15 protein-coding genes are annotated in these 17,696 nt (G+C 62.5%); 6 read left to right on the forward strand and 9 right to left on the reverse strand.

What is annotated here, in order from left to right:
- Positions 1-134: 134 nt before the first annotated feature.
- From ENJ19_07950 to ENJ19_07965, 4 genes are all read right to left on the reverse strand, one after another.
- The gene (locus ENJ19_07950; GenBank protein ID HHM05660.1) at positions 135-923 is read right to left on the reverse strand and encodes a zinc-dependent peptidase; all 789 of its coding nucleotides are present in this window, start codon (positions 921-923) and stop codon (positions 135-137) included.
- A gap of 18 nt (positions 924-941) precedes the next feature.
- Positions 942-1,289 (reverse strand): arsenate reductase (glutaredoxin), encoded by a 348-nt coding sequence (arsC, locus tag ENJ19_07955; protein ID HHM05661.1) that lies wholly within the window; start codon positions 1,287-1,289, stop codon positions 942-944.
- Positions 1,290-1,409: 120 nt separating this feature from the next.
- Complete coding sequence (grxC, locus tag ENJ19_07960; GenBank protein HHM05662.1) at positions 1,410-1,691, reverse strand: glutaredoxin 3; 282 nt, start codon at positions 1,689-1,691, stop codon at positions 1,410-1,412.
- Between the two features lie 58 nt (positions 1,692-1,749).
- Positions 1,750-3,132, reverse strand: coding sequence for a YihY family inner membrane protein (locus tag ENJ19_07965; protein HHM05663.1), 1,383 nt, complete (start codon positions 3,130-3,132; stop codon positions 1,750-1,752).
- A 245-nt stretch (positions 3,133-3,377) separates the two neighbouring features.
- Here ENJ19_07965 and ENJ19_07970 point away from each other — a divergent pair, with 245 nt between their 5' ends.
- Together ENJ19_07970 and apaG are read left to right on the forward strand one after the other, a co-directional pair.
- Positions 3,378-5,675, forward strand: a complete 2,298-nt coding sequence (locus ENJ19_07970; protein ID HHM05664.1) for a GspE/PulE family protein — start codon at positions 3,378-3,380, stop codon at positions 5,673-5,675.
- Positions 5,676-5,722: 47 nt separating this feature from the next.
- Positions 5,723-6,106 carry a Co2+/Mg2+ efflux protein ApaG gene (apaG, locus tag ENJ19_07975; GenBank protein HHM05665.1) on the forward strand — a complete coding sequence of 128 codons (384 nt, stop codon included), beginning with the start codon at positions 5,723-5,725 and terminating at the stop codon, positions 6,104-6,106.
- A gap of 39 nt (positions 6,107-6,145) precedes the next feature.
- Here the strand turns inward: apaG and ENJ19_07980 are convergent, their stop codons facing one another.
- The 3 genes from ENJ19_07980 to ENJ19_07990 form a co-directional block, all read right to left on the reverse strand.
- Complete coding sequence (locus ENJ19_07980) at positions 6,146-6,496, reverse strand: hypothetical protein (protein ID HHM05666.1); 351 nt, start codon at positions 6,494-6,496, stop codon at positions 6,146-6,148.
- Between the two features lie 220 nt (positions 6,497-6,716).
- A complete protein-coding gene (locus tag ENJ19_07985; GenBank protein ID HHM05667.1) occupies positions 6,717-7,898 on the reverse strand; it encodes an alanine--glyoxylate aminotransferase family protein in 1,182 nt (393 codons plus the stop codon).
- A gap of 193 nt (positions 7,899-8,091) precedes the next feature.
- Positions 8,092-9,027 carry a LysR family transcriptional regulator gene (locus ENJ19_07990; protein HHM05668.1) on the reverse strand — a complete coding sequence of 312 codons (936 nt, stop codon included), beginning with the start codon at positions 9,025-9,027 and terminating at the stop codon, positions 8,092-8,094.
- A 216-nt stretch (positions 9,028-9,243) separates the two neighbouring features.
- On the opposite strand from ENJ19_07990, the gene ENJ19_07995 reads away from it, so the two are divergent.
- The 4 genes from ENJ19_07995 to ENJ19_08010 all read left to right on the forward strand — a co-directional run bounded on the left by ENJ19_07995 (position 9,244) and on the right by ENJ19_08010 (position 14,838).
- On the forward strand, positions 9,244-10,665 hold the full coding sequence (locus tag ENJ19_07995; GenBank protein ID HHM05669.1) for a form I ribulose bisphosphate carboxylase large subunit: 1,422 nt from the start codon (positions 9,244-9,246) through the stop codon (positions 10,663-10,665).
- Positions 10,666-10,762: 97 nt separating this feature from the next.
- Positions 10,763-11,122, forward strand: a complete 360-nt coding sequence (locus ENJ19_08000) for a ribulose bisphosphate carboxylase small subunit (GenBank protein HHM05670.1) — start codon at positions 10,763-10,765, stop codon at positions 11,120-11,122.
- A gap of 180 nt (positions 11,123-11,302) precedes the next feature.
- Positions 11,303-12,103 (forward strand): CbbQ/NirQ/NorQ/GpvN family protein, encoded by an 801-nt coding sequence (locus tag ENJ19_08005; GenBank protein HHM05671.1) that lies wholly within the window; start codon positions 11,303-11,305, stop codon positions 12,101-12,103.
- 395 nt (positions 12,104-12,498) lie between these two features.
- A complete protein-coding gene (locus tag ENJ19_08010) occupies positions 12,499-14,838 on the forward strand; it encodes a VWA domain-containing protein (GenBank protein HHM05672.1) in 2,340 nt (779 codons plus the stop codon).
- A gap of 63 nt (positions 14,839-14,901) precedes the next feature.
- Here the strand turns inward: ENJ19_08010 and ENJ19_08015 are convergent, their stop codons facing one another.
- Together ENJ19_08015 and glyQ are read right to left on the reverse strand one after the other, a co-directional pair.
- Complete coding sequence (locus tag ENJ19_08015; GenBank protein ID HHM05673.1) at positions 14,902-16,977, reverse strand: glycine--tRNA ligase subunit beta; 2,076 nt, start codon at positions 16,975-16,977, stop codon at positions 14,902-14,904.
- On the reverse strand, positions 16,970-17,696 hold a 727-nt coding region (glyQ, locus tag ENJ19_08020; GenBank protein HHM05674.1), incomplete at its 5' end, for a glycine--tRNA ligase subunit alpha. The genes glyQ and ENJ19_08015, both read right to left, overlap by 8 nt.

The following is a 17,696-nucleotide window of genomic DNA, read 5'->3' on the forward strand; positions in this document are numbered from 1 at the left end:
AAGGCCTACTTTGATCGTTTGGGGCTGGTGTCGCTGCTCGATACGGTGCGACGACTCCAGTGTGTCTCATGAACCGCCGGATGCGGAACCGCACGTCCGGTGGTGTGAGAGGACGGCGGGGGTGACCCCGCCTCCTACTCGATTGCCCGGCCTGATCTCCGGCGTCTGCGGTTCCCGGTCCAGGGGCTGGGATCGTAGCCGTAAAAAGCAAGCAGCTGCTCGTGCACCCGGGAATACCCGGCTTTGAGCGCGCCGGGCCGCTCAAAAAACATTTCGCTGGCAACAGCGAAAAATTCCGCTGGATTTTCCACTGCATAGGGGTCCATCATGGTCTCGTCGCCCCGCTCCACCGCGGCGGCCATATCCGCGTAAGCTGCCTCGAATGCTGCGGTCCACGCCCGGCGGGACATGTGGCGGTGCAGCGGCGGGAAACCGTTCATGGCACCGTTCAGGGCATCCAGCTTGTGGGCCATTTCGTGGATCACCACGTTGTAACCGTCCACCTGACAAGCGGACTGGTACACGTCCTCCGCCGACAACACCACCGGCCCCCGCTCCCAGGATTCACCGCTCAAGCCACGGCGTGCCTGATGAACAACACCGGCTTCATCGACTTGCGTCGCAGTGGTCACAAAGGCGTGCGGATAAACAATCACTTCCACCCATCCCGCGTAATAGTTCATCCCCAGTGCCAGTATGGGCACCGCCGCCTGCAGGGCGAGGATATCCCGTGTCATCGCATCCGGCGTGAAGCCTGCGGCACCGGAGACGACTTTGTGTTCAACGAACTCGGCGGCACAGGCCAACAATTTGTCGCGCCGCCCGGCGGACCACGCCCGCGCCAGCGCGAACCGGTTCAGCACGGGCCACCACCGTTCACGCTCACCGGCGGTGACCCGCTGCCCTTTGTGATATCTGAACATGGGGACGGACGCCGCCGACTAGAGAATCTCCAACACCTGCTCGGGAGGGCGGCCCAGGGCCGCTTTGCCCTGGGCAAGAACAATGGGACGTTCGATCAAGCTGGGGTTATCCAGCATGGCCTGGATAAGTGCCGCATCACTGAGCCCGGGGTCGTTCAAACCCAACTCTTTGTAGAGCTTCTCCTTGGTGCGCATCAATTCACGCGGCGACAGGCCCAGCAGCTTGAGAATCATTTTCAGCTCGCTTCGGCCCGGCACCTGCTTGAGGTAGTCAACGATGCGGGGCTCGATGCCCCGCTCCCGCAGCAGCTTCAGCGTTTCCCTGGACTTTGAACAGCGGGGATTGTGGTAAATCGTCACGTCCATCAAATCGTCCTCGGCTTCCAAAAATCACTGTCAGGATTATATTTGAGGTTCCGCCTGGACCGCATGTTTGCACTGGCAGGCCAGCGCAAAACATGCGGTCTGGCAGCGGCACCACCGGCGTCAACGGCCGAGCAACCGGCCCAGGGCACCGCTTCGATCCAGGGCGGCCAGCTCACGAAAACCACCGATGGCCCGATCGTCGATAAAGATCTGGGGAACGGTATGGCGGCCATTGGCCCGTTCGGCCATGGCGGCGCGGGCGGTGCTGTCACCATCGATGGCGTGTTCAACGAATTCCACGCCCTTGTCCACGAGCAGTTGTTTGGCGGCGATGCAGTAGGGGCAATAGCGCCAAGTATAAATCTCCACCCTGTATCGGGTCGGCTGGGACGGTTGCGTCATGGCGTTCTCACTGAAGACAAGGGGCTGACCGTCCGACGACGCGCTGAATGAGCTTGGCTCAGCGTTTGTCCCGGGAACTGTCGGGTTGATAATTCGGCACCCGGTCCTGGGCCTGAATGGGGGCATGCCCGGCCTGAATCAAGGCCGCCAGCGGACTGCCGGCCGTCCCGGCGATGGCCTGGTCCAGCCTGTCCATCAAGGCATCCACCGCGGGCACCAGGTCGCCGGTGGGTGCAATCGTGCTGCCCTGGTCACCGTCGCGGCGCACGGCTTGCAGGATATCCACCAGACGGATGGCGCTGCTGTCCCGGGCCAAGACATAGCCCACCGCCTCGCCGCTGGTGAGATACAGCAGCTTGCGTTCCACCAAGGTCGCCAACAATTGTTGCAGTGCCAGGGCCGGCACGGTGAGCGCATCGGCCAGGTCCTCCGCCGTCCACGGCGTCCCGCCCTGCCACTGGCGCCAGCCGATGGCGGCCATGGCCAGCAGCGCCAGACGTTCGCGGCCGCGGTGGCCCAGGCGCCAGGCCGCCCGCGGTGTGGCCAGCATGCGCGGGTGTTGGTGGAAATAACTTACCTGTGCCCCTGCCAGGAAGATCAACCAGCTGATGTAGATCCAGATCAGGAACAGGATCACCACGGCAAAACCGGAATAGATGGCGGTGTAGGTGTTGGCGGAGGCCACAAACAGGGCGAAGCCCAGACCGGTGGTCTCCCACAGCACCCCTGCAAACAGCCCCCCCACCAGGGCGGAACGCAGGCGCACCCGGGTATTGGGGATGAACAAATAGATGAAGGTGAACGCCGCGCACACTAGAAAATAGGGCAGCATTTTCCCACTGGTGGTGATGAGCCAATCCACCGCGGGCAGGCTGTGCATGAGCCGGGAACCGGCCAGGGTGGCCGTGGCCCCGAGGGCAGAGAACAACAACAAAGGCCCTACCAGCAGCACGCTGGTGTAGTCGCTGAAGCGCCGCGCCAGAGGCCGCATCTGGGAGGTGTGCCACAAGGCATTGCAGGCGGCTTCCACTTTTTGCAGCGTGGAGACGGCGGTAAAAAGCAATACCGCCATGCCCACGGCACCGAGCACGCCGACGCGGACGTTCTCCACAAAGGCGATGATGCTCCGCCCCAACTCGACACCTTTTTCCCCCAGGGGTGCCAGAAAGGTGAGCAATACCGGCTCGATCTGATTGTGCACCCCCAGGGCCTTGAGCAGGGAAAAACTCACCGCCAGCAGCGGCACCAGGGCCACCAGGGTGGTGTAGGTGAGACTGGCCGCGGTCTGGGTCAGGGTTCCTTTGTTGATTTCATAGGCGATGTGATCCACCAGCCTCAACAGGCTGATGAAAGCGGCGTGGGGGCGCGGCAAGGCCGCCCGGTCCGGCCGCCACACATAGGCCCGGTAGCGCTCAAGCAGGCTCGCCCTCTTGCCGTCCATGATGTCGTCACCTTATCACCTTGAATCCGCGCCGGCGGCGCCCGCGCCTTTATGCGCCGCGGGGCTGCGGGTAAAAACATCCCCGCTGCAGACGATACAGCAAAGGGACGCAGCCTTCACGACGGGGAGCGGGCTGTGCCCCCTCCGGGGGAGTTCGATCCAGGATCACTGTGCAGGCGCGGGATTTCCGCTCACAGCAAGGACTGCGCCCGCCCCTATCGTCCAGGCACCAACGACTGTACACCATGAACAGCGCCGGCAGCGAAGCCCACAAAGATGTCCAGAAAAAGGTGGACCCGGAACAGCTCCGGCGCCAGCTTGAGTTTCAGGTCCGGCTGAACAACCTCATCCACCGGGTGCACGAGGCAGAAAGCTTCAGTGAGGTCATGCCCGAGATCGAGGATGATCTGCTGGGCCTGCTCAATGCCGAACGCATCACCGTCTACCAACGCTCGCGCACCCAGCCGGAACTGGTCTCCAAATACAAAAGTGGCGATGAATTCAAGGAAATACGGGTGCCCTTGTCCACCTCGTCGATCTCCGGCTACGTCGGTCTCAGCCAGAAACCGGTACGGGTCCAGGATGTGTACGACGATGAAGAACTGCATAAAATCCACCCCAATTTGAATTTCGACAAGTCCTTTGATTTGAAGAGCGGCTTCCGCTCGCGCGCCATGGTGGTGGTGCCCATCAAATCCAAGGACGTGTTGTTCGGGGTGATGCAGGTGCTGAACCGCAAAGGTGGCGGCGCCTTTTCCGACACCGAGCTGCGCAACGCCGTCAAGCTGGGACTGCTGCTGGGACAGCAGTTCCGATACGAACTGGGCGGCACCTCGGACCCGTACGAATTTCTGGTGCAGACCGGAAAAATCAGCCAGGAACAAATCGACGACTTTAAACACCGCGCACCCAAGGAAGGCACCACCGTCACCGGCATGCTGATTTACGAAGCGGGCCTGAACCCCTCAGAAATCGGCGCCTCCCTGGAACGCTACTACCAAGTGCCTTACATGGGTTTCGACCCGGAAATTGAGATTCCCCGGGAACTGCTCAAGGGCATCAACGAGGCCTACCTCAAACAGGAACGCTGGCTGCCGGTGCAGGGTAACCAGGACGAGGTGGTGGTACTCATCGACGACCCTGCAGACCACCAGCGCATCATGGAAATCCAGCGGGTGCTGCGCTGCCGCAACTACGTGTTCAAGGTCTCTCTGGCCGAGGAGATCCGCCAATACCTGGGCGAGCCGCTGCGGGGCACGGACCCCAACCTCGACATCAACGAGTTGGTGGACAAGCTGCAGGAAGAGGGCATAGAAAACGTCGAGGAAGACGAAATCGAGTCGGTGGACGAAAATGAGGCCACCGTTATCCAACTGGTCAACCAGATGATCCGCGATTCCTACATGGCCCGGGCGTCAGACATTCATATCGAACCCGGCAAGGGAAAAAGTTCCTCGGCTGTGCGCATCCGGGTGGACGGGGTGTGCCGCAAAACCATCACCATTCCCGCCAGCCACATCCGCGCGGTGGTCTCGCGCATCAAAATCATGGGCGGCATGGACATCTCCGACCGACGCCGGCCCCAGGACGGCAAGTGCGTGGTAAAAATCAAAGGCAAACCGGTGGAGCTGCGGGTTGCCACCATCCCCACCGTCAACGGCGAATCGGTGGTCATGCGTATTTTGGCCTCCAGCAAACCCCTGCCGCTGGAGAAACTCAATTTCTCCAGGCGCAACCTGGAAGAGACCCGGAAACTGGTGGAACACCCCCACGGCATCTTCCTGGTGGTGGGCCCCACGGGCTCGGGCAAAACCACCACCCTGCACGCCATCCTGGCCCACATCAACACCCCGGAGCGCAAGATCTGGACCGCGGAAGATCCGGTGGAGATCACCCAGCCCGGCCTGCAACAAGTGCAGATGAACAACAAGGCGGGGCTGAACTTCGCCGCCGCCCTGCGGGCCTTTTTACGGGCCGACCCGGACGTGATCATGATCGGCGAAATGCGGGACAGGGAAACCGCTGAGGCTGGGGTGGAAGCCTCCCTTACCGGCCATCTGGTGTTTTCCACCCTGCACACTAACTCGGCGGCGGAAACGGTCACCCGCCTGCTGGACCTCGGCATCGATCCTGTCAGTTTCTCCGACGCCCTGCTGGGTGTCATGGCCCAGCGGCTGGTGCGCACCTTGTGCGACAAGTGTAAAGAGGCCTATCACCCCGATGACGAAGAACTGACCCTGCTGCAACGTTACTACGGCGAAGAACGCTACGATGAACTCAAGGTGGGCGGCAAGCCCGCTTTGTACAAGGCGGTGGGGTGCACGCATTGTGGCGGCAGCGGTTATCTGGGCCGCACCGGCATCCACGAACTGCTGGTCACCAGCCCCACCCTCAAAGATTTGATTTATCACAAAGCCACTGCGGCGGAGATTGAAAAACTCTCCATCGGGGAGGGCATGCGCACCTTGATGCAGGATGGAATTGCCAAGCTGTTTCAAGGCCAGACGGATTTGGCGCAGGTACGCAAAGTGGCCACCAAATGAGCTACACTTCGGCTAAAACCCGATTTAACAAGAGTCCAGCAGTCGCCATGAGCAAATGCCTTCCCCACCAGATTGAAGTCACCGTTGTCCCCCATTTCATCGAGGAACAATCCGCCCCCGAGGAACAGCGCTATATCTTTGCCTATACGGTAAACATCCGCAACCAGGGCTCCGTGGCGGCCAGGCTGATATCCCGGCATTGGGTGATTACCGACGCCAATGGCAATGTGCAGGAGGTGCGGGGACAGGGGGTGGTGGGTGAGCAGCCCCACTTAAAACCCGGGGAGGCGTTTCAGTACACCAGCGGCGCCGTGCTGGATACGGCGGTGGGCACCATGAGCGGGACGTATCAGATGCTGGGAGACGACGGCTTGGAGTTCGATGCGGAGATTCCGGCTTTCACCCTGGCGGTGCCGCGGGTGTTGCACTGAGCGGAAGGGGCTTTGGCAATCTTCAGCAGACGTCCTGACTCACAGCGCGATGGCGGCCTGCTTGTCCAGCTCCCATTCAATGAGCTGAGCCGTTTGTTCGCGGGTGAAAAAGTGGCCGTCCCGCTCGAAGCCGGCGATCACCGAGGCATACAGCTTGATGGGAAAGCCCTCGGCGTCCCGTTCGGCAATCAAGGCATCGGGCAGACCGTCAAAGATATGCATGGGTGCCGGCGTCCCGTCCAAGAAACAGGAGAGGAAAAGCCGGCCGGCGTTGCGGTCGAAAAAGGCGGGACGAAAGCCGAAGGAGCGGTTTTCCTCGCTCACCCCGCCGGTGCCACGATAGGCGTTGGATTGCCGCTTCAACTCGATTTGTGTCAGTGCCGCTGTCATCTCTCACTCCCTCCTGCCGCATCGTCTCGAGTCTCAGCTTCCAAGGCGGGCGGCGTCTGCGCGATGGTGCCTGTGGGGACTTTCAGGCAGCTATGCAGAGGCCGTGCCAATGTGAAACCGGTCACGCGCCAGAGGCGATCAAGATGACCATCAGGGGCACACCGCCGCGCGCCAAACGGAGCAGGCGACCAAAAACGTCACCGGGTGACCATTTCCGGCACTATGCTGACAAGCGGCGCTGGGCGGCTGCAAGGGCTGCCCCCCGTTCGATGGAAACGCCCATGGCCCCCAGCACCGATTCCAGCGCCGTCAGGCACAACATGACGTTGCGGGCGTTGCAGGCATGGCCCATCAGCCCGATACGCCAGATCTTGCCCGCCAGGGCGCCCAGGCCGGCCCCGATCTCCAGGCCGTATTGCGACAGCAATCGGGCGCGCACGGCAGCCTCATCCACGCCGGCGGGGATTTCCACGGCATTGAGCTGAGGCAGACGATGGGCCGGAGCCACCCGGAATCCCAGGCCCATGGCTTCGAGGCCGTCGCGCAGGGCCTGGTGGTGCAGGCGGTGGCGGGTCCAGGCGTTTTCCAGCCCTTCTTCGCGCAGCATCACCAGGGCTTCGTGCAAGGCATACAGGGCGTTGATGGGCGCCGTGTGGTGGTAGGCGCGCCGGCCCTTGCTGCCCCAATAGCCCATCACCAGACTCAAATCCAGAAACCAGCTCTGCACTTTGCTTTGGCGGGCCTGGATTTTCTCGACCGCGCGCGCGCTGAAACTCACCGGCGACAGGCCGGGCGTACAGGACAGGCATTTTTGGGTGCCGGAATAGACAGCATCAATACCCCACTCGTCCACCTTCAACGGTATCCCGCCCAGGGACGTGACCGCGTCCACGATGGTCAAACAAGCGTGACGATGCGCCAGGTCCACCAAGGTGGGCACATCCGACTCCACCCCCGTCGACGTCTCAGCGTGGACGAAGGCAACCACCTTGGCATCGGGATGGGCCTTTAGCGCATCCTCCACTTTGGCCGGATCCACCGGCTCACCCCAGGCGTCTTCCACCATCACCGCCGTGGCGCCGCAGCGTTCAACATTTTCCTTCATGCGGCCGCCGAACACGCCGTTTTGGCAAACGATCACTTTGTCACCCGGCTCCACCAGATTCACAAAGCACGTCTCCATACCCGCCGAACCGGGAGCGGACACGGGAATAGTCAGGGCATTGGTGGTCTGAAACGCGTACTGAAGCAGGGTTTTCATCTCGTCCATCATGCCCACAAAGGCCGGGTCCAGGTGGCCGATGACGGGCCGCGCCATGGCCGCCGATACCCGCGGATGGATATCGGAAGGGCCGGGCCCCATCAGAGTGCGGATTGGGGGGTGAAATGATGTAACGCTCATAAGTCGGATTCTCCGGCGCCGGGCAAAGGGCGGCAGTATAAAAGCCGCCCGGGCGGGGATGCAATGACACAGAATCCAGGGCATTCTGGCACCACCATCCCCTTGGCGAAAGCCAGCCCGCATGTTTGAACCGGCTTGCAAGTTCAAACATGCAATCTGATAAAACATGCGGTCCAGCTGGTCTTATTGCCCCTCAGCCCGAAGGCGTACCGGGCGCCTGGTAGGCGTCCAAACGTGCCATGGCCGCGCCTTCTTTCAGTACGAATTCCTTGAACACCTGGGCCACGGGCGATAAGCGTTTGCCCTTGCGGTGTACCACGTACCAATGGCGCAGGATGGGAAAGTGCTCCACATCGAGGATCACCAGGCGATGGGTTTCCAGCTCCAGTTCCAGGGTGTGTTCGGACACGATGCCCAGACCCAGGCCGGCTTCCACCGCCTGCTTGATGGCTTCATTGCTGCTCATTTCCATGCCGGTGGACAGCGCCACACCCTGTTCGCGGAAAAAACGCTCCATGGCGACGCGGGTGCCGGAACCGGGCTCGCGGATCACAAAGGTTTCATTTTGCAGGCGGTCGAAGGGAATTTGGGCGCTGCCGGCCAGGGGATGATCGGTGGGGGCGATGACCACCAGGGGGTTTTCGGTGAAGGACTCTGCCGCCAGGTCCAGCTCCCGCGGGGGCCGGCCCATGATGACCATGTCGATATCGTTGGCCTCCAGATGGCGCAGCAGGCCCTTGCGGTTGGTCACGTCGAGGCTGATGGTGGGGTTGTCGTAGCGGCGGCTGAAGGTGGCCAGCAGCCGGGTGGCGAAGTGGTTGGCCGTGCTGGCCACCGCCACGGCCAGCCGCCCGCCTCGTACGCCCTTCATTTCGTCCAGCACCCGTTCCGCCTCCTCCAGCTGCTGGGCGATGGCGCGGCTGTAGTAATACATTTCCTGTCCGGCGGAGGTCAGAAAAATCTTCTTGCCGAGCTGCTCGAACAGGGCCAGGCCCACGTGTTCTTCCAGCTGTTTGACCTGCATGGAAACGGCCGGCTGGGTCAGGTGCAGTTCTTCCGCGGCCCGGGTAAAACTGGTGTTGCGGGCCACGGCCTCAAAGACTTTGAGTTGGCGCAAGGTGATGTTCACAACGCCACAATCCTGTGATCAACAAGCCTGTTCATAAGTTAAATCTTATCGTTTCTATCATAATATTTGAATTTTATTTATGAAAAAAGTCTTCAATAATGCACCACCAACACGCTTCCGGAGGGAGCGTCGACAGATTCAGCAAAAATGGCACCAACACGGTGCGCAAGACGGTCTGCATAAATTCTCTCTATACACTACTAAGGAGATTGGGCTATGGCAGTGAAAACCTATCAGGCGGGCGTTAAAGAGTACCGCGAAACGTACTGGATGCCGGAATACACCCCGGCGGACACCGACATCCTGGCCTGTTTCAAGATCACCCCGCAGCCGGGCGTGCCCCGCGAAGAGGCCGCCGCCGCCGTGGCCGCCGAATCCTCCACCGGCACCTGGACCACGGTGTGGACCGATCTGCTCACCGACCTGGACTACTACAAGGGCCGCGCCTATGCCATCGAGGACGTGCCCGGCGACGACGAGGCCTTCTACGCCTTCATCGCCTACCCCATTGACCTGTTCGAAGAAGGCTCGGTGGTCAACGTCTTCACCTCCCTGGTGGGCAATGTGTTCGGCTTCAAGGCCGTGCGCGCCCTGCGCCTGGAAGACGTGCGTTTCCCCATCGCCTATGTCATGACCTGCAACGGTCCGCCCCACGGCATCCAGGTCGAGCGCGACATCATGAACAAATACGGTCGTCCCCTGCTGGGCTGCACCATCAAGCCCAAGCTGGGTCTGTCGGCCAAGAACTACGGCCGTGCCGTGTACGAGTGCCTGCGCGGTGGTCTGGACTTCACCAAGGACGACGAAAACGTCAACTCCCAGCCCTTCATGCGCTGGCGCCAGCGTTTCGACTTCGTCATGGACGCCATCCACAAGGCCGAAAAGGAAACCGGCGAGCGCAAGGGGCACTACCTCAACGTCACCGCGCCCACGCCGGATGAGATGTTCAAGCGGGCCGAGTACGCCAAGGAGATCGGCGCGCCCATCATCATGCACGACTACATCACCGGCGGCTTCTGCGCCAACACGGGTCTCGCCCAGTGGTGCCGGGACAACGGCCTGCTGTTGCACATCCACCGCGCCATGCACGCGGTGCTGGACCGCAATCCGCGCCACGGCATCCACTTCCGCGTGCTCACCAAGATCCTGCGCCTGTCCGGCGGCGACCACCTGCACACCGGCACCGTGGTGGGCAAGCTGGAAGGCGACCGCGCCTCCACCCTGGGCTGGATCGACCTGCTGCGGGAAAAATACATCAAGGAAGACCGTTCGCGCGGCATCTTCTTCGATCAGGACTGGGGCGCCATGCCCGGCGCCTTCGCCGTGGCCTCCGGTGGCATCCACGTCTGGCACATGCCCGCCCTGGTCACCATCTTCGGCGACGACTCCGTGCTGCAGTTCGGCGGTGGCACCCTGGGCCACCCCTGGGGCAACGCGGCCGGCGCCGCGGCCAACCGGGTGGCCCTGGAGGCCTGCGTCGAGGCGCGTAACGAAGGTCGGGTCCTGGAAAAGGAAGGCAAGGAAATCCTCACCAACGCCGCCAAGAGCAGCCCCGAGCTCAAGATGGCCATGGAAACCTGGAAAGAGATCAAATTCGAATTCGACACCGTGGACAAACTGGACGTGGCCCACAAGTAAACCGCACCGGTCTGTCCCCAGGCAGGCTGCGCGCTGCGCGGCCTGCATCGGGTTACGCTGAATTCGAATTGACTTAACACGTCTGAGGAACGAAACAATGAGCGAAATGCAAGATTACAAATCCAGCCTGAGCGATGTCTCCAGCCGCAAGTTTGAGACCTTCTCCTATTTGCCGGCCATGACCAAGGAGCAAATCCGCAAGCAAGTGGAATACATCGTGAGCAAAGGCTGGAACCCGGCCATTGAGCACACCGAACCGGAAAACGCCTTCGACCACTACTGGTACATGTGGAAGCTGCCCCTGTTCGGCGAGACCGATGTGGACAAGGTGCTGGCCGAAGCCGAGGCCTGCCACAAGGCCCATCCCACTCATCATGTCCGCCTGGTGGGCTATGACAACTATGCCCAGTCCAAAGGTGCTGAAATGGTGGTGTTCCGTGGGCCCATCGCTGCCTGAGGCCGGCCAGGGTGTTTGACGAAAACCCCCGGCCGGCGTCATCCGGCCGGGGGTTTTTTTACAGCAACAACGATACCGCCAGAAGTTGAACGTTGAAGGTTGGAAGTGAATCCTCCTCCCCCCTCTTCAAGCCCAAACTTTCAACCTTCAACTTTTCCAAAACAGTGACAGGACAGCATCATGAGCAATGTCGAACAGTACACCATCGCAGAAGAACCGTACTATCGTCCCGTTGCCGACGAAGTTGCGCTATACGAGGCGGCTTACGGTGCCCGCATGCCCATCATGCTCAAAGGGCCGACGGGCTGCGGCAAAACCCGCTTCATCGAGTACATGGCGTGGAAGCTGGGCCGCCCGCTCATCACCGTGGCCTGTAACGAAGATATGACCGCCAGCGATCTGGTGGGCCGTTTTCTGCTCGACGCCTCCGGCACCCGCTGGCAGGACGGTCCTCTCACCATTGCCGCCCGCATCGGTGCCATTTGTTATCTGGACGAAGTGGTGGAGGCGCGCCAGGACACCACTGTGGTCATCCACCCGCTGACTGACCACCGCCGGATCCTGCCCCTGGACAAAAAAGGCGAACTGGTGCAGGCCCACCCGGATTTTCAGCTGGTGATTTCTTATAACCCCGGTTATCAAAACCTGATGAAGGACTTAAAGCAGTCCACCAAGCAGCGTTTCGGTGCCCTGGACTTTGAGTATCCGGAAGACGGCGTGGAAGCGGAAATTATCGCCCACGAAACCGGCGTGGACCAGGACACCGCCATGAAGCTGGTGCAAATCGCCCAGCGCGCCCGCAACCTCAAGGGCCACGGCCTGGACGAAGGCATCTCCACCCGGCTGCTGGTATATGCCGGCAATCTCATCAAAACGGGCATCGCCCCCAAAGCGGCCTGCGCCATGACCCTGGTGCGGCCCCTGACCGACGACCCGGACATGCGCGACACGCTGGATGCCGCAGTCGGCACTTATTTTTAATGTCTTTGGCAGGGGATTTGTAAATCTCCCCCTGCCTTGAGGCGGCATGCTTGCTTTTACACCCTCTCCCCTCGAGGGGAGAGGGCCGGGGTGAGGGGTGACCATGTTCTGAGGTTGAAACTGAAACCCTCACCTTTAGCCTCTCCCGGTCTCGGGAGAGGGGACAACCGGCCGTACGGCCGGTCAATCCGGCTTGTTGCCGTAACATGACGCCACCGGCTAAAGCCGGTGGACTATTCACCCTGCAACCTAAAAGAGGACACGGAGAACGCAGAGAATACATCGGAGCACATTGCAACAGGGGCCCGCTGGTGCGTTTGATCGTTGGCACCGGTCCGATATTCCCCCGCAAAATGCCTTCCTCCGTGTTCCCCGTACCCACCGTGGTTTTTCCCATGAGCGTACAACTGGACGACTACCGCGACCAACTGGAAGATATCAGCCCGGCCCTGCACGACGCCCTGGCGGCGCATTTCGCCGAAGCGGCGCGGGTCATGTCGCCGGCGGGTCTGCACAATTATCTGGAAGGGGCCCGTGCCCTGTCGCAGCTGGGACGGGGCGCAGCGCTGGTGGAATCCTATCTTGCCCACATGCCGGCCGTGGCCAAAGAGGTGGGCGAAGACAGTGTCAAAGATGCCACCCAGGCAGCATTGAAACTGGCGTCCATGGTCAGCGGCGAGATCATCAGCCTGCTGTTTGCCACCCTGCCCACCGCTGCCCGGCGCCTGGGCGATGCCGAGTTGCTGCGGGGGTATCTCAATCTCATTCACCAGCTTTCCGCCAAAGTGCCACGGGGCCTGCGGCCCATGCTGGCGCACCTGGACGACTTGTTCTCCAAGCTCACCCTGGGCGGCCTTCGGCGTTGGGCCCTGTGGGGGGCGCAGGCCCACGGCCGCGATTTCGAGGCCCAGCAACAGTATTTCAACCTGACCTCCGCCGACAGCCTGGCCGTATTGCAAACAGAGCGTCGCGGTACCTTGTTCGTAGACCAGCAACGGCGCTTGAATTTTTATCTGCGCGCCTTGTGGGGGCGGGATTTTTTTCTGCGCCCCACCTCGGGCGATCACGAGACCCGCGAAGGCTACAAGCCTTTCATTGAAAACCGCGTCATTCACCTGCCCGATGCCTTCGACGATTACGCCGGCCTGCCGGGCAAGGACCTCTACCGCGGCGCCGCCGCCCACGCCGCCGCCCACCTGGTCTATACCCGAAAACCCCTGTCCGCCGAAACCCTGTCGCCGGCACGAATGGTATTCATCGGCCTGTTCGAAGACGCCCGGGTGGAACATCTGGCCATGGCCCAGTTCCCCGGCCTGAAGCAACTGTGGGGCCAGTTCCACGAAAAAATCCGCCAGGTGAGTTGTCCGGTGGACCCGGTGGTGGATTTGCTGGAGCGCACCGCTTTTGCCTTGATTGACGAGCGCTATGCGGACACTGACCCGGCCGTGCGGGAAATCACCGCGGCCTTTCGCAAGGAGATGGCCCGGCGTCCCCACGACAACCGTCTCAGCTGGGACTTGGGCATCACCTTTTACAATATGGTCGGCGGGCGCCACGCCATACCCAGCTTGCGGGTGCTGGAGTCCACCGCCATCCCTTACCGCGATGACAACCGCTATGTGTGGGCCGTGGGCGAAGCGGCCTGGACTGAGGCCGAATACATTCCCGCCAGCCAGCGCCAGGTGCGCAAATACGTCAGCGCTATCGAGATGGCCAATGAAGTGGATTGCGAACTGGCCGGTGACGATGCCCAGGAAGTGTGGATCTGCGCCACCGAGTTCTTCCCCTACGAAGACGAGGGCGTGAGCTACAACGAAATGTGGGGCAAAGAGCCGGTGAGCGAACCCTTCCACTATCAGGAATGGGACTATCAGGTGCAGCTCCACCGCCCCGACTGGGTGACCGTACTGGAAAAGCGCCCACCCAAGGGCGACCCGGCGCTCATCGACGCCACGCTGGTGGAGTACCGCCCCGTCGCCAGCCGGCTGAAACGACTCATCGACGCCCTGCAAGCGCGGGGCATCGTGCGCCAGCGGCATCAGGAAGACGGGGACGACATCGACATCAACGCCGCCGTCCGCGCCATGACAGACCTGCGCATGGGGGAGATGCCCGACCCGCGGGTGAACATCCGCTACATCCGCCAAACCCGCGATCTGGCCGTACTGGTGTTGCTGGATCTGTCCGAGTCCACCAACGAAACCCTGCCCGGCAGCGACCGCCCCGTACTGCAACTGGCGCGCGACGCCACCACCCTGCTGGCCTGGGCCATAGCGGGCATCGGCGACCCCTTCGCCATCCACGGTTTTGCCTCCGACGGCCGCCACGATGTGCAGTACTACCGCTTCAAAGACTTCGGCCAGCCCTTTGACGACGAGGTCAAAGCCCGCCTGGCCGGCATGCAGGGAGGACTGTCCACCCGCATGGGGGCCGCCCTGCGCCACGGGGCCAGCCACTTACTGCGCCAGCCGCAACAGAAAAAACTGATCCTGCTGGTCACCGACGGCGAACCCGCCGACATCGACGTGCGCGATCCCCAGTACCTGCGCTTCGATACCAAAAAAGCCGTGGAGGAACTCACCCGCCGCGGTGTGACCACATATTGCCTCACCCTCGACCCCCAGGCCGATGACTATGTCGCCCGCCTGTTCGGCGCCAACGCCTACACCGTGGTTGATCACGTCCAGCGCCTGCCCGAGCGCCTGCCCGCTTTGTTCCTGGGCTTGACCCGTTAGCACCAAAAGCACCAAAAGGGGTCAGAGCCCTTTTTATGTTTTTTCTTTTCTGGTCGTCTGTTGCTAAGCTTGCAATTTCGAAAAATCCGCCGCCCGCGAAAACAGCCGTGACAGACGTTGCAACAAAGACAGACGGTTATGCCGCACGGCGGCGTCGTCCGTCATCACCATCACTTCGTCGAAGAAGCGGTCCACCGGCTCGCGCAGGCGGGCCAGCTGTTTCAGTGCGGCGCGGTAGTCTCCGGCATCGAACAGGGGGCTGACGTCTCTTTCCAGCGCGGCCAGGGCCTCGGCCAGGCGCCGCTCAGCCGGTTCGGTGAGGCGGGCGGGGTCGATGTTGTCACCTGTGGCTTCGGCGGCTTGCCTGAGAATGTTGCGGATGCGCTTGTTGGCGGCCGCCAGACTCGCCGCTTCGGGCAGGGCGCGGAAGGCGGTGACGGCCTTAAGGCGCCGGTCGAAGTCGCGCGGGCGGCTGGGACGGCGGGCCAGCACCGCTTCGAAGGTGTCGGGACGCACGCCGCTGTCCAGGTAATAGGCCCGCAGGCGCTCCATCATGAATTCGTAGACCTGGGGAAGAACGTCACGGGCCGGAATGCCGTCGCCGTAAGCTTGGGCGGCGGCGGCCAGCAGGGCGTCCAGGTCCAAATCCAGTTCCCCTTCGATGATGATTCTGAGAGTTCCCAGGGCGGCGCGGCGCAGGCCAAAGGGATCTTTGTCGCCGCTGGGGGCCTGGCCGAGGGCGAAGATGCCCACCAGGGTGTCCAGCCGGTCGGCGATGGCCAGGGCCCGGCCGCCGGGGGTGGCGGGCAGGGCGTCGCCAGCGTGGCGGGGCAGGTACTGCTCTTCCAGGGCCCGGGCCAGCGCCGCCGGCAGGCCCTCCGCCTGGGCGTAATAGCGGCCCATGGTGCCCTGCAGCTCAGGAAATTCGCCCACCATTTCGGTGAGCAGATCGGATTTGGCCAGCTCGCCGCCCTGGCGCGCCAGGGCGGGGTCACCACCGATGCTTTCGGCGATGATGGCAGCCAGTGCGGCCAGGCGCGTGGTTTTGTCATACAGGCTGCCCAGCCTGGCCTGGAAGATGACGTGCTTGAGCCCATCGCGCCGGGCCGCCAGGGTGCTTTTGCGGTCCTGGTCCCAGAAAAAGGCGGCGTCCGCCAGGCGGGGGCGGATGACCCGCTCGTTGCCCGCTTGCACTTGGGCCGGGTCGCGGCTTTCGATGTTGGCGATGGTGATGAAATGGGGCAGGAGCCGGCCCTCAGCGTCCATCAGGTGAAAATACTTTTGATTGCCCTTCATGGTGGCGATGAGGGCCTCCGCTGGCAGGCCCAGGAATGTTTCCTCGAAATGGCCCAGCACGGCCACGGGCCATTCCACCAACGCGGTGACTTCGTCCAGCAAGGCCTCGTCGATGACAGCACGGCCGCCTACCTTGGCGGCGGCTTCCTGCACCTGGGCCCGCACTGCCTCTCGCCGCTCGGCAAAATCCGCCACCACCCGGCCCTCGCTCTCCAGCAAGGGGGCGTAGGCGCGCGGCTCGGCCAGAGGGAGAAGCGCGGGATGGTGAAAGCGGTGGCCGCGGGTCTGGCGTCCGGCGCTGACGCCGTAGAACCGGCAGGGCACCACCTCGTCGCCGAACAGCACCACGGCCCAGTGCACGGGGCGCACGAATTCGTCCTCCACAGTGCCCCAGCGCATGCGCTTGGGGACGGGCAAGCCCGCCAGCGCGGCGGCGATCAACGCCGGCAGCAGGGCGGTGGTGGCCTGGCCGGCCACTTGGTGACGAAATACCAGCCAGGCGCCTTTGGCGTTTTCCGTGCGCTCCAGCTCGTCAACGGTAACGCCGCAAGAGCGGGCAAAGCCCAGCGCGGCTTTTGTTGGGTTGCCTTCTTCGTCAAAGGCGGCCTGCAGGGCGGGGCCGCGGCGCTCGTTAATGCGGTCGGGCTGGGCCGTGGCCAGATCTTCCACCAGCACCGCCAGGCGGCGGGGGGTGGCATAGCCGCGCATGGCGGCAAAACCAAGCTGCGCCTGCTCCAGGCCGTTGCGCAGCCCCGCGGTGAAGGCCTCGCTGAGGCGCAGCAGGGCCTTGGGCGGCAATTCCTCGGTACCGATTTCCACCAGCAGATCCCGTGTCTCAGCCATGGGCGGCCTCCCCGCTTTGCGCCAGCAGGGGAAAGCCGAGGCGCTCACGCCGGGTGTAATAGGCCTCGGCCACGGCGCGGGCCAGGGTGCGTACCCGCAGGATGTAGCGCTGGCGTTCGGTGACGGAAATGGCGTGGCGGGCGTCCAGCAGATTGAAGGTGTGCGAGGCTTTCAGCACCATCTCGTACGCGGGCAGGGGCAGGTCGGCCCCGATGAGTTTTTTGCTCTCCCGCTCGCAGGTGTCAAACCAGCCGAACAGCGCTTCGGTGGCGGCGTGTTCGAAGTTGTAGGCGGACATTTCCACCTCGTTTTGGTGGAACACATCGCCATAGGTCACCGTGCCCTCGGGACCGCGGGTCCACAGCAGGTCGTAGACGCTCTCCACCCCCTGCAGATACATGGCGATGCGCTCCAGACCGTAGGTGATCTCGCCCGTCACCGGCCGGCAGTGCAGGCCGCCCACTTGCTGAAAATAGGTGAACTGGGTGACTTCCATGCCGTTCAGCCACACCTCCCAGCCCAGCCCCCAGGCACCCAGGGTGGGGGATTCCCAGTTGTCTTCCACGAAGCGGATGTCGTGGGTGAGGGGATCCAGCCCCAGCATGTTCAACGAGCCCAGATACAGATCCTGAATTGCCAGGGGCGAGGGTTTGAGCACCACCTGGAACTGATAATAGTGCTGCAGGCGGTTGGGGTTGTCGCCGTAGCGGCCGTCGGTG

It is taken from the genome of Gammaproteobacteria bacterium (assembly GCA_011375345.1).
Classification (GTDB): Bacteria; Pseudomonadota; Gammaproteobacteria; order DRLM01; family DRLM01; genus DRLM01.